Here is an 11,883-nt window from a genome sequence, read left to right as displayed (position 1 = left end):
TCAACCGCTCGCCGGACGTTCAAGATCGAGTGCTGGGCGCGTCTCCGCTGTGGTGTACTGCCGCTGTGAACGGTCGACCGATGTCGCTGCTCTTGCTCGCAGGCGTGCTCACCGCGTGCTCGAGCAGCACCACGACCGGGCAGGCGGTGCTGACCCGGACGGCGACGGTGCACGCGACCGTCACGGCCACGGCGGTTCGCACGGTCACCGTGACCGCCCCGGCGCCGAAGCCGGCATCCAGCGCGTCAGCCCCCGACTTCAGCGCCTTCCTCGGACCCTGGTCGGGTCATACCCGCCAACTGGCAGTGAGCCCGGCCGGGGTCGTCACCGAGGCCGTGAGCGACGGCTGCTGCTCGTTCCAGTACGACCTCGTGCTGCAGCTGAGCAACCCGAGCGGCCCGAAGGCCGACGCCCGCGCCGACGCCGTCGTCCTGTCGGTCAACGTCTTCCCGGACTATCCGAAGTCCGCGCCCAAGCCGCCGAACCTCGGCGACAAGGGCAGCGTCTCGGTGAAGAACGGGGTCTTCACCGACTCGTTCTTCAACACCACGTTCTGCGACGATCACCAGTCGTCGATCGGGACGTGCGGAGCCTGAGGGTCCGGCTGCCCCGAGGTCGCGAGACCGTGGAGAGTCGGCCGCTCTGTCGGTGCCGGTCGCTCCGGAATCTGGTCAGCGACGCCGACCGCGCACGAAGTAGACGACGGGCACCACGCCGACCGAGTTGATGACCGTGATCGCCGTGGCCCAGGCGACCTTGGAACCGCGGATCTCGCTCGCCGGCCGACGGGCGAGATCGACCAGAGCGGCGACCTTCAACGTCCCGTCCACGGCACCGCCGACCAGGATCAGCCGCTTGACGCCGGGGCTGAGGTCGCTCCACTTCTTCTTCTTGGGCACGCACTCAGCCTGCCCCGGCTGATCACCGGCGACCAGGGTCACACGTCCCACTCCATACGCGTGAGGCCGTCCCGTTCCTCCCACGACGCGGACCGCCGGAAGCCGAGTCGCTCGTACAGCGCGATGGCGTCGGCCCTCCACTGCCAGACCGTCAGGTGCACGGTGGCGACACCGGCCGCAGCCGCACGCCGGCGGGCCACCTCGATCAGGCGCGATGCGACACCCCGGCCTCGGAACCGCGGATCGGTCCACAACCGCTTGATCTCGCAGCTGCCGTCCTTCGGCCCGGTCACCACCACGCACCCCGCGACCGGCACGCCCTTCTCGGCCTCGGTCTGCCGGTGATATGCGAGCAGCAGGCGCGCGAGTTCGCGATCGTCACCGCTCGACACGGTGATCGTGCCAGGTCGTCCACGGGCGCAGAGTCTCATGGTTCGGAATCCGGTGAATCCGCCCCCACGGTCCGCAGCCGGACCGTAGGCTGGAACGCGTGACTTCGGCATGACCGCGGCACCGACCGCCGCCCGCACGTCCATCATGACCATCGACGACGACCCCGGGGTCTCGCGCGCCGTCGCGCGCGACCTGCGCCGCCGCTACGGCGACCGGCATCGCATCGTGCGGGCCGAGTCGGGCCCGCAGGCCCTCGAGGCGCTGCGCGAGATGAAACTGCGCGGCGACGCCGTCGCGGTGCTGCTCGCCGACTACCGCATGCCCGGCATGAGCGGTCTCGAGTTCCTCGAGGCCGCCATGGACATCTACCCCGGCGCCCGGCGCATCCTGCTCACGGCCTACGCCGACACCTCGGCCGCGATCGACGCGATCAACGTCGTCGACCTCGACTACTACCTGCTCAAGCCGTGGGACCCACCCGAGGAGAAGCTCTACCCCGTCATCGACGCCCAACTCGAGGCGTGGGCCGCGAGCGACTACCGGCCGGTGCCCGAGACCAAGGTCGTCGGGCACCGTTGGTCGGCCCGCTCGTCGGAGGTGCGCGAGTTCCTCGCCCGCAACCAGGTGCCCTACCGCTGGTACCTCGTCGACTCCCCCGAGGGGCGCCGGCTGATCGACCCCGCCGGCGCCGACGGCCAGACGCTGCCGCTCGTCGTCTCCCCCGACGGCGCCGCCCTGGTCGCACCGACCGACGGCGAGCTCGCCGAGCACGTCGGGCTGAGCACGACGCCGGAGAAGGACTTCTACGACATCGTCGTCATCGGCGGTGGGCCGGCCGGTCTCGGCGCGGCCGTGTACGGCGCGTCCGAGGGGCTCCGCACCGTCCTGATCGAACGCACCGCGACGGGCGGGCAGGCCGGGCAGAGCTCGCGCATCGAGAACTACCTCGGCTTCCCCGACGGCGTCTCCGGCGCGCAGCTGACCGACCGGGCTCGACGGCAGGCGGTGAAGTTCGGCGCCGAACTCATCACGACCCGCGACGTCGTCGGGCTCGAGGTCAACGGCCCGGGCCGCACCGTCCGCTTCGCCGACGGCGGCTCGATCGACGCGCACACCGTCATCCTCGCGACGGGTGTCTCCTACCGTCAGCTCGCCGCCCCGGGCTGCGCCGAACTCACCGGACGCGGCGTCTTCTACGGCTCGGCCCTCACCGAGGCGGCCAACTGCAAGGACAACGACGTCTACATCGTCGGGGGCGCCAACTCCGCCGGCCAGGCCGCGATCCACCTCGCCCGCGGCGCCCGCTCGGTCACCCTGCTCGTGCGCGGCACGTCGCTCGAGGCGTCGATGTCGTACTACCTCATCCAGCAGATCGAGGCGGTCGAGAACATCCACGTGCGCACCTGCACCGAGGTGGTCGAGACGCACGGTGACGGCCATCTGGAGCAGCTCACCCTGCGCGACAACGCGGCCGGGACGCAGGAGACGGTCGACGCGAGCTGGTTGTTCGTGTTCATCGGCGCCGCCCCGCGCACCGACTGGCTCGACGGCATCGTCGTCCGCGACGACCGGGGATTCGTCGTCGCCGGCCCCGACCTCGGCGGACCGGAGACGCTGCCGCCGGGATGGATTCTCGACCGCGCGCCGTTCCACCTCGAGACGAGCGTGCCCGGGGTCTTCGCCGCGGGCGACGTGCGCGCGGAGTCCGCGAAGCGCGTCGCCTCCGCCGTCGGCGAGGGCGCCATGGCCGTGATGCTCGTCCACCGCTATATCGAGGGGTTGTGATGGTGCAGACGAAGCCGTGCGACGCCGCCGAGCTGCGCACGCTGTTCCTGTTCGAGAAGCTCACCGACGCGCAGCTGGGCTGGCTCTGCGAGCGCGGCCGCATCGAGATGTACGAGACGGGCCAGCTGATCGCCGAGGGCGATCCGGCTACCTGCTTCTTCGTGCTCATCGACGGCTCGCTGTCCATGACGCGACGTGTCGGCAACGAGGACGTCGAGATCAACCGCACCGACCAGCGCGGCGTGTACGTCGGCGCGTGGGCGTCCTACCTCGGCGAGCGCTCGTCGCAGCGCTACAACGCCACCGTGCTCGTGCACCGCCCCTCACGCTTCTTCGTACTGTCGGCCGACGACTTCGCCGCCGCCGTCCGCGACTGGTTCCCGATGGCCGTCCACCTGCTCGAGGGGCTCTTCCTCGGCGCCCAGCAGCGCGAGAGCACCGTCGGCCAGCGCGAGCGACTGCTCGCCCTCGGCTCGCTGTCGGCCGGCCTGACGCACGAGCTGAACAACCCAGCCGCGGCGGCGGTGCGCGCCACGTCGTCGCTGCGTGATCGCGTCATGCACATGCGGAACAAGCTCGCGACCATCGCCGGCGGCGCGTGGGACCGGCACCAGCTCGAGACCCTGATCCAGCTCCAGCAGCGCGCGGCCGAGCAGGTGGCCAAGGCCCCCGACCTCTCGCCGCTCGAGGCGTCCGACCGCGAGGACGCGCTGTCCGCCTGGTTCGACGACCGCGGCATCCGCGACGGCTTTCAGCTCGCCCCCACCTTCGTGCAGTCCGGCATCGACGTCGGCTGGCTCGAACAGGTCGCCGCCACTGTCGACGAGGCGATGCTCGAGGGCGCGGTGCGGTGGCTGAACTACACGCTCGAGACCGAGCTCCTGATGAACGAGATCGAGGACTCGACGACCCGCATCTCGACGCTCGTCGCCGCGGCCAAGCAGTACTCGCAGATGGACCGCGCGCCCTACCAGGTGCTCGACGTGCACGAGCTGCTCGACAGCACGCTCGTGATGCTCAGCCGCAAGATCACGCCCGACGTGCAGGTGGTCAAGGACTACGACCGATCGCTGCCGCAGATCCCCGTCTACGGCGCCGAGCTCAACCAGGTCTGGACGAACCTGATCGACAACGCGCTGCAGGCGATGGACGGCGCGGGCACGCTCACCGTGCGCACCACGCGGGTGCCCGACCAGCCGATGATCGATGTCGAGATCGGCGACACCGGCCCGGGCATCCCGGCCGAGATCGTGACTCGCATCTACGAGCCGTTCTTCACGACGAAACCGGTCGGCGAGGGCACCGGCCTCGGCCTCGACATCTCGTGGCGCATCGTCGTGAAGAAGCACCACGGCGACCTGTCGGTGCAGTCTCGGCCGGGCGAGACGACATTCCGGGTACGGCTGCCGATCGAGGGACCGGCCACCGTCACCGCGCTGGTCACGCCGGGCGACGCCATCGGAGGGGATGCAGCATGAGTGACGCGTGCGGAGCGGGTCGTGAGCACAGACGGCCTTCGGTGGTCGGAGCGAGCGTAGCGAGGGTCGGTCGATGAGTGAGGACCCGATCAACCTGGCCGCGGTGCCGAGCGGCGCGGGCTGCGTCGAGTGCGACGCCGCGAGCGGCTGGTGGGTGCACCTGCGCCGCTGCGCGCAGTGCGGACACATCGGCTGCTGCGACTCCTCCCCCTCGCAGCATGCGAGCGCGCACGCGGCGAGTGCCGGGCACCCGATCGTCACCAGCTTCGAGCCGGGCGAGACCTGGTTCTGGGATTACGAGAGCAGCGACTACTACGACGGCCCGGCGCTGCCCGACCCGCAGCACCACCCGGTCGACCAGCCGGTGCCGGGCCCGGCCGGGCGCGTCCCGGCCGACTGGCGCGCGCAGATCCACTGAGCCGTGCCTGCGGCTCCGACCGGCGGTCGCGGGGCGGCGCTGCGCGCGCGGTTCGCGCAACCGGCGGCGATCCACGCCGCGGTGCGGGCCGCCGTCGTCGTCCCGATCAACTTCGCCGTCGGCTCGCAGCTGATCGGCAATGCGCAGGTGGCGACCTTCGCCGCTTTCGGCTCGTTCGCGCTGCTGCTGTTCGCGAACTTCCCCGGCGATCGCGCCGGCCGCCTCGGCGCCTACGTCGTGCTCGCCGTCGCCGGTGCCGGGCTCATCTCGCTGGGCACGCTGCTCGCCTCCCCCGACTGGCTCGCCGTGCTCGCCATGGCCGTGATCGCGTTCGCGGTGCTGTTCGCCGGGGTGGTGAGCTCGGTGGTCAACGGGGGGACGTCGGCCGCGCTGCTGGCGTTCATCCTCGCCGTGCTGCTGCCCAGCCTGCGGGCCGACCTGCCCGCGCGCCTCGCCGGGTGGGGCATCGCCTGCGCGGTCGCGATCCCGGTCGCGCTGTTCGTCTGGCCACCGCAGGACCAGAACATCCTGCGGGCCCGCACCGCGGCGCTGTGCCGGGCCCTGGCCACGATGCTGCGCCTCGACCCGCCGGCCCCGGGCGAGCCGGATCGCCTCGTCGCGATGCGGCGCGCCGCCCGCGACCTGCGCGGCGCCTTCCGCACCTCGACGGCGCGCACCACCGCCCTCAGCACCGGCGCCCGCCTGCTCGTCCGCCTCGTCGACGAGGTGGAGTGGCTCGCCACCGCGGTCACCAATGCCTGCGCCGATGCGCCGGACGGCTGGCCCGACCCGGGCCGGCGGCTGCGCACCCTCTCGGCCCAGGTGCTCGCCGCCTGCGGCGACGCGGTGGACCACGAGGGCGCCGGGCCGGGGATGCCGGTCTGCACCGACCTCGACGCCGGCCTGGCCGCGCTGGCCGCGGCTCGCACCGACGTCGCACGCTCCACCCTCGACTCCCTGCGCGCCCGTTCCCTGGAGGTCGGCGACCCCTCCGCCGCCGGCGAGTTCGAGCGGCCGCTCTACGCCGCCCACGAGCTCGGCTACGCGGTCGATCTGGTCGGCCGGACGGTCGCGACGATGGGGCGGGCCGACTCCCGCTCGTGGTGGGCCCGCCTGCTCGGACGCGGTGTCGACCTCGACCGCTTCGGCGTCGCCGGCGCCGCGCAACGAGCCGCCGCCCGCCACCTCGACCGGCACTCGGTGTGGCTGCAGAACAGCGTCCGCGGTGCGATCGGCCTGGCCGTCGCCGTGCTGCTCGCCCGCGTCGTCGGCAGCCAGAACGCGTTCTGGATCGGGCTCGGCGCGCTGTCGGTGCTGCGCTCGAACGCGCTGGCCACCGGCGCCACCGTGCTCCGGGCGATCGCCGGCACGCTCGTCGGATTCGTGATCGGCGGCGTCGCCATCGCGCTGATCGGCACCGACCCCGCCGTGCTGTGGCCGCTGCTGCCGGTGGTCGTCTTCATCGCCGCGTTCGCCCCGGCGGTGATCTCGTTCGTGGCCGGCCAGGCCGCCTTCACGGTCTTCTCGATCATCCTGTTCAACATCATCGCGCCGATCGGGTGGCGGGTCGGCGTGCTGCGGGTCGAGGACGTCGCGCTCGGCTGCGCCGCCGGGCTCGTCGCCGGCGTGCTGCTCTGGCCGCGCGGTGCGGCCGCCGCGCTCGGGGTCGCCTACGCCGAGGCCTACCGGTCGGCCGCCCGCTACCTGCAGGACTCCGTCGACAGTCTCACCGGCCACGCCGCCGAGCCGGGGATCAGCGGTCCCGAGGCCACCGCCGCCGGGGTGCGACTCGACGACGCGCTGCGCCAGTACCTCGCCGAGCAGGGCGGCAAGAGCGTGCCGCTCGAGAGTGTGGCCGCCCTCGCCAACGGGGCGGCGCGGCTGCGCCTGGCCGGGGTGGCGATCGCCGACCTGCGAGCCGGCGCCCCCGAGGGCACGGTCGCCCAGGACGGCCTGGCCGGACCGGCCGGAGTGCTCGACCGCCGGGCTGCCCACGTCACCGGTTGGTACGGCGAACTGGCCGACGCCTTCACCGTCGGCCGCGGCGCCGCGCCCCCGCCCGTCCCCGACGGCAGCGACGACGCGTCGTTCCTCGAAGTCGTGCTCCCCGCCGTCGAGCGGTGCGGCGACGAGTCGCGCGCCGAGCGGGCCGAGCGGCTGCTGTGGTCGGGCCAGTACCTCGGCGACGTCGACCGCCTCCGCCTCGATCTGACCGGACCGGCCGCCGAGGTCGTGGCCGCCCAGGCCCGCCCGCTCTGGCGGCGCTGAGCCGGCGTCACCGCCTACTGTGGCGGCATGGCGCGGTATCTCGATGTGCACCCGGTGGATCCGCAGCCACGGGTCATCGCCCAGGCCGTCGCGATGCTGCACGACGACGCGTTGATCGCCTACCCCACCGACTCCTGCTACGCGCTCGGCTTCGAGCTCGACAGCCGCACCGGGGCCGACCGCATCCGTCGTCTGCGGAACCTCGACGAGCGGCACCACTTCACCCTCGTGTGCTCGGACTTCGCGCAGCTCGGCGAGTTCGTGGTGCTCAACAACGCGGCCTTCCGCAGCATCAAGGCGGTGACCCCGGGGCCGTACACGTTCATCCTGGCGGCCACGCGCGAGGTGCCCAAACGTCTCGCGCACGCGCGCAAGCGCACCGTCGGCGTGCGCATCCCCGACCACCCGGTCGTGAAGGCGCTGCTGCGCGAGCTGGGCAAGCCGCTCGTGTCGAGCACGCTGCTCGTGCCCGGCGAGGACGAGCCGATGACCAACGGGTGGGAGATCAAGGACCGTTTCGACCACGAGCTCGACGCCGTGATCGACTCGGGCGAGTGCGGCACCGAGCCCACCACGGTGGTCGACTTCTCGGCCGGCTATCCCGAGGTCGTCCGCGTCGGCGCGGGCGACCCGTCCATGTTCGAGTAGGTCAGGCCGGTCGCCGGGCCAGCGTGACGGTGCGCAGGCCGCGAACGTGGATGTCGTCGCGACGTCCGATCGACGCCGGGCCGTCCCCGACGAGCGCCGCCAGGGTCGCCCGGTCGCCCTCGTCGAGGGCCTCCCCCACCCCCACCGCCAGCCGCTGCATCCAGCGCAGCGCATAACGGTTGGTCACCGCGTCCGACGGCGGGGTCAGCTCGATCGCGAACGGGCGCGCCTCGATCGCCTCGAACCCGGCCCGGGCCAGGCGGGCCGGCCAGTCGGCGCCGAGCTCGGGGACGTCGCGGGCGTGCACCTCGGCCATCACGTCGAGGCAGCGCCGCTCGAGGCCCGGCTCGCCCAGACCGAGGTCGTCGGGCAGGAAGCGCAACGGCTCGTCGAACTCCGCGACGGCGACGAGCCCGCCGGGACGCAGTGAAGCGCGGACGTCGCCGAGCACGCGTTCGGGGTCGGCGAGGTGGTGCAGCGACATCGAGGCCCAGACGAGATCGAGCGGGCCGGCCTCCGGCCACGCGCCGTCGAGGTCGGCCTGCTCGACCCGGACCCGGGTCAGCCCGTGCGCCGTCGCCTTGCCCCTGATGTGCTCGACCATCTCGTCCGACACGTCGATCGCGAGGACGTCGGCGTCGGGGAACCGCTCGGCCAGCAAGACCGTCGCGAGGCCCGAGCCGGCGCCGAGATCGACGATGCGCCGCGGCGTGACTCCGGCGTCGCGCACGGCCCGCTCGACCCAGCCGAGCGCCGCGGTCCAGTACTCGTGCAGGGCCTGCCCGTCGAGGTCGAGGAGCGCGGTCAGGCCGGTGCCGGTCGCGGCGTGGTCGTGGGGGTGGGAAGGGGGATGCGGCATGCCCACCACCGTAGGTCGCGGCTGCTGTATGGGCATAGCATCTTGCCAATGACGCAAGACCTCGCCATCGACAATGTCATCCGCTCCCGCATCCGCGGCCTCCGGCAGGCCCGGGGCTGGTCATTGGATGTGCTCGCCGCTCGCTGTCATGTGAGCGCGTCGACGTTGAGCCGCATCGAGACCGGACACCGTCGCATCACGATCGACCAGCTGGTGCCGATCGCCCGGGCGCTGGACACCACCATCGACCAGCTGGTGGAGTCGCGCGACGACGAGGACGTGCTCATCCGCCCACGCCGCGACCGGGCGCACGGCGCCCTCACCTGGGTGCTGTCGAGCGGGTCGGGGCCGGCCGGGCTGACCGTCGCGAAACAGCGCATCACCCGGCGCCGGCCGCCGGCCGAGCTGGGCGTGCATCCCGGCCACGACTGGTTCACCGTGCTCTCCGGCACGGCCCGGCTGCACCTGGGGCAGCGCGTCATACTGGTCGGCACCGGGCAGGCCGCCCAGTTCTCGACCATGGAGCCGCACGCCATCACCGCGCACGACGGGCCGGTGGAGATCCTGATCATCCTCGATCGCTTCGGACACCGGGCTCACCTCGAGGCGGTCGACCTCACGCCGGCGCGGACCGGCTGACCGCCGGCGTCGGCCGCTCGGTGGGGTGCGCTGTCACCGGCGAGCGGGGGCCGCGGCGGGACCGGCCCTCCCGCTCGACCGCCCGTTCGGCGAACGCGAGCGCGGCCTCGGCACCCAGCGGCCGCGACAGCAGGAAACCCTGCGCGCTGTCGCAGCCGAGGTCGATGAGCGCCTGGTGCTGCGCCGCGTTCTCGATGCCCTCGGCCACCGTGGTCAGCGCGAGGTCGTGCGCGAGCCGGATGATGCTGGCGACGAAGGCCGCACCCTCGTTGGACGGGTCCGACAGCGGGCTCACGAAGGAGCGGTCGATCTTGAGCAGGTCGATCGGGAACTCGCGCAGGTGGCTGAGCGACGAGTAGCCCGTACCGAAGTCGTCTATCGCGACCCGCACGCCGAGGGCACGCAGTTCGGAGAGCACCGCCGCGGCCTGCGCCGGATTCTGCATGAGCATGGTCTCGGTGACCTCGACCACGAGCTGGTCGGCGGCGAAGCCGGTCGCGGCGAGGGCGTCCCTCACATCCTCGACGAGTTGCGCGTCGCGCAGCTGCCGGGTCGACACGTTCACCGACACCGAGAGGCGCCGCCCGACGGTGCGGGTCCAGGTCGCCGCCGCCGCGCACGCGGTGGCGAGCACCCAGCGTCCGAGCGGGACGATGAAGCCGGTCTCCTCGGCGAGCGGGATGAAGTCGGCCGGCGAGATCAGCCCGAGGCTCGGGTGCTGCCAACGCACGAGCGCCTCGAAACCCTCGATGTGCCCGTCGGCCAGCCCGAGGTGCGGCTGGTACTCGACGTAGAACTCGCCGGCGTCGAGCCCGCGGGTGAACGAGTTCCGCAGCTCCATCTGGTGCAGGACGCGGGTGCGCATCTCCTGCTCGAAGCAGGCGACCTGGTCCTTGCCCGCCGCCTTCGAGGCGTACATGGCAGCGTCGGCCTCACTGAAGATCGCCTCGGCGTCCTGACCCGAGTCGGCGAAGGCGACCCCGACACTGACCGACACGACGATCGGGCGACCGTCCAGGTCGATCGGGCGCCGCAGCACCTCGACCACCCGCTCGGCCACCGCCATCGTCACGTCCGGATCGTCGACCGATTCCATCAGGATGGCGAACTCGTCACCGCCGAGTCGCGCGACGGTGTCGCCTTCCCGCACGACGGAACACAGCCGCTTGCCGACGGCGACGAGCAGATCGTCGCCGGCCTGGTGCCCGAGGCTGTCGTTGATCGTCTTGAACCCGTCGAGGTCGCAGAACAGCAGGGCCATCGTGCCGCTCGACCGCCGCGCCATCTGCAGCCCGTGCTCGACCCGCTCCTGCAGCAGCGCCCGGTTGGCCAGCCCGGTCAGCGCATCGTGGAAGGCCGCATACCGCAGGTCCTGCTGCAGCGACTGCTGCGCGGCCAGCGCCGCGCTCAGCTCGACCGTCTGGTCGTTGAGCCGGTTGAGCACCCAGACGACGCGAAGGATCACGAGCCCGAACAGCACCGCCGAGCAGGCGGCGAGCGCGACGAGGTCGATCTGCGAGCGGGTGACCCCGCTGACGAGCAGGATGGCCGGGATGACGAAGCCGGCGATCGCGACCCGCGGCAGACGCCGTCGGGTCGAGGGGCGGACGGGATCGGCGTCGAGGGCGGTCGCCATGGACGGGTGCAGCGCGGCGGCGCCGAGCAGCGTGTAGCTGAGCAGCCAGCCGGAGTCGATGATGTTGCCCGACTCGTACAGGCCGTGCAGCGTCAACAGGTCGTAGGCAATATCGGCGAACATCATCGACCCGATGGCCGCGACCACCAACGTGTCGACCGGGCGCCGGGCCCCGGCGAAGAGCACCCGGCTGAGGACGATGAACAGCACGCCCAGATCGAGGATCGGGTACGACATCGTCACCAATCGGCCGAAGGCCGACATGGACGAGTCGTGGGCGTAGGACGACATGAGCAGGTGCCAGCACAGCGCCGTGGCCGCAACCGCGACGATCGCCGCGTCGGCCCGGTCCTCGCGGGCACCCGAACGTCCGGGGCGCCGGGTCAGCCGGCTCACGGCGAAGAAGAGGAACGGGTATCCCGGCAGGTACAGCGCATCGGCGAGGGACGGAAAGGGGGCGCTGTGATGCCGGACTACGTCGTAGTAGGAGAGCACGGCGTCGCCGAGCACGAAGCAGAGGTTCGAACCGGCCATCGCCCACCAGGCGGCGACGTTCGACGGCCGGTGCAGGCGGATGCCGGCGACCATGCAACCGACCGAAGCCAGGCCGAAGAAGCTGTAGAGACCGTCCTGAGCGACCCCGGCCGGGCAGGCGAAGTAGACGACCATGAGGGCGGTTCCGCCCGCTATGACGTACCGCCACGCCGCCATTCGCAGCATATGCCCTCCTTGTTAGCCCCTGCTCCTATCGGCAGACGGGGTTGCAACGTGAGCCACCGGGCAGGCCGGCGGGTGCGACGGCGGCGATCACGCTGTCGTCGTTCGGCTGCGACGGTGACGGCCTCGAACCCGGTGACGTC

11 protein-coding genes are annotated in these 11,883 nt (G+C 72.1%); 7 read left to right on the top strand and 4 right to left on the bottom strand.

Annotated features, from left to right (window positions below):
- The first annotated feature begins 80 nt into the window (after positions 1-80).
- Complete coding sequence (locus VGN18_RS06625; RefSeq protein WP_327538868.1) at positions 81-596, top strand: hypothetical protein; 516 nt, start codon at positions 81-83, stop codon at positions 594-596.
- 75 nt (positions 597-671) lie between these two features.
- Here the strand turns inward: VGN18_RS06625 and VGN18_RS06620 are convergent, their stop codons facing one another.
- Together VGN18_RS06620 and VGN18_RS06615 are read right to left on the bottom strand one after the other, a co-directional pair.
- Positions 672-899, bottom strand: a complete 228-nt coding sequence (locus tag VGN18_RS06620; RefSeq protein ID WP_327538867.1) for a DUF5652 family protein — start codon at positions 897-899, stop codon at positions 672-674.
- Between the two features lie 38 nt (positions 900-937).
- Positions 938-1,330 carry a GNAT family N-acetyltransferase gene (locus VGN18_RS06615; protein WP_327538866.1) on the bottom strand — a complete coding sequence of 131 codons (393 nt, stop codon included), beginning with the start codon at positions 1,328-1,330 and terminating at the stop codon, positions 938-940.
- 70 nt (positions 1,331-1,400) lie between these two features.
- Here VGN18_RS06615 and VGN18_RS06610 point away from each other — a divergent pair, with 70 nt between their 5' ends.
- The 5 genes from VGN18_RS06610 to VGN18_RS06590 all read left to right on the top strand — a co-directional run bounded on the left by VGN18_RS06610 (position 1,401) and on the right by VGN18_RS06590 (position 7,889).
- Positions 1,401-3,077 carry an FAD-dependent oxidoreductase gene (locus VGN18_RS06610; protein WP_327538865.1) on the top strand — a complete coding sequence of 559 codons (1,677 nt, stop codon included), beginning with the start codon at positions 1,401-1,403 and terminating at the stop codon, positions 3,075-3,077.
- Positions 3,077-4,555: an ATP-binding protein gene (locus VGN18_RS06605; protein ID WP_327538864.1), complete on the top strand. Its 1,479-nt coding sequence runs from the start codon at positions 3,077-3,079 to the stop codon at positions 4,553-4,555. The genes VGN18_RS06610 and VGN18_RS06605 overlap by 1 nt, the downstream gene beginning before the upstream one ends.
- 73 nt (positions 4,556-4,628) lie before the next feature.
- Positions 4,629-4,973: a UBP-type zinc finger domain-containing protein gene (locus tag VGN18_RS06600; RefSeq protein WP_327538863.1), complete on the top strand. Its 345-nt coding sequence runs from the start codon at positions 4,629-4,631 to the stop codon at positions 4,971-4,973.
- A 3-nt stretch (positions 4,974-4,976) separates the two neighbouring features.
- Positions 4,977-7,241: an FUSC family protein gene (locus VGN18_RS06595; RefSeq protein WP_327538862.1), complete on the top strand. Its 2,265-nt coding sequence runs from the start codon at positions 4,977-4,979 to the stop codon at positions 7,239-7,241.
- A 27-nt stretch (positions 7,242-7,268) separates the two neighbouring features.
- A complete protein-coding gene (locus VGN18_RS06590) occupies positions 7,269-7,889 on the top strand; it encodes an L-threonylcarbamoyladenylate synthase (protein ID WP_327538861.1) in 621 nt (206 codons plus the stop codon).
- A 1-nt stretch (position 7,890) separates the two neighbouring features.
- Here VGN18_RS06590 and VGN18_RS06585 read toward each other — a convergent pair whose 3' ends face one another.
- Positions 7,891-8,748: a class I SAM-dependent methyltransferase gene (locus VGN18_RS06585; protein WP_327538860.1), complete on the bottom strand. Its 858-nt coding sequence runs from the start codon at positions 8,746-8,748 to the stop codon at positions 7,891-7,893.
- 48 nt (positions 8,749-8,796) lie between these two features.
- Between VGN18_RS06585 and VGN18_RS06580 the strand changes: the two genes are divergently transcribed.
- Positions 8,797-9,387, top strand: coding sequence for a helix-turn-helix transcriptional regulator (locus VGN18_RS06580; protein WP_327538859.1), 591 nt, complete (start codon positions 8,797-8,799; stop codon positions 9,385-9,387).
- On the opposite strand, the gene VGN18_RS06575 is transcribed toward VGN18_RS06580, so the two are convergent.
- Positions 9,365-11,743: a putative bifunctional diguanylate cyclase/phosphodiesterase gene (locus tag VGN18_RS06575; RefSeq protein ID WP_327538858.1), complete on the bottom strand. Its 2,379-nt coding sequence runs from the start codon at positions 11,741-11,743 to the stop codon at positions 9,365-9,367. The genes VGN18_RS06580 and VGN18_RS06575 overlap by 23 nt on opposite strands.
- Positions 11,744-11,883: the final 140 nt, after the last annotated feature.

The organism is Jatrophihabitans sp. (assembly GCF_036000465.1).
Classification (GTDB): domain Bacteria; phylum Actinomycetota; class Actinomycetes; order Mycobacteriales; family Jatrophihabitantaceae; genus Jatrophihabitans.
This window is presented reverse-complemented; position numbering and strand designations above follow the sequence as displayed.

Bases quoted from the DNA above. Each gene is read 5' to 3' on its own strand.
- VGN18_RS06625 (WP_327538868.1), top strand. From the start codon at position 81: ATGTCGCTGCTCTTGCTCGCAGGCGTGCTCACCGCGTGCTCGAGCAGC.
- VGN18_RS06615 (WP_327538866.1), bottom strand. From the start codon at position 1,330: ATGAGACTCTGCGCCCGTGGACGACCTGGCACGATCACCGTGTCGAGC.
- VGN18_RS06610 (WP_327538865.1), top strand. From the start codon at position 1,401: ATGACCGCGGCACCGACCGCCGCCCGCACGTCCATCATGACCATCGAC.
- VGN18_RS06605 (WP_327538864.1), top strand. From the start codon at position 3,077: ATGGTGCAGACGAAGCCGTGCGACGCCGCCGAGCTGCGCACGCTGTTC.
- VGN18_RS06600 (WP_327538863.1), top strand. From the start codon at position 4,629: ATGAGTGAGGACCCGATCAACCTGGCCGCGGTGCCGAGCGGCGCGGGC.
- VGN18_RS06590 (WP_327538861.1), top strand. From the start codon at position 7,269: ATGGCGCGGTATCTCGATGTGCACCCGGTGGATCCGCAGCCACGGGTC.
- VGN18_RS06585 (WP_327538860.1), bottom strand. From the start codon at position 8,748: ATGCCGCATCCCCCTTCCCACCCCCACGACCACGCCGCGACCGGCACC.
- VGN18_RS06580 (WP_327538859.1), top strand. From the start codon at position 8,797: ATGACGCAAGACCTCGCCATCGACAATGTCATCCGCTCCCGCATCCGC.
- VGN18_RS06575 (WP_327538858.1), bottom strand. From the start codon at position 11,743: ATGCTGCGAATGGCGGCGTGGCGGTACGTCATAGCGGGCGGAACCGCC.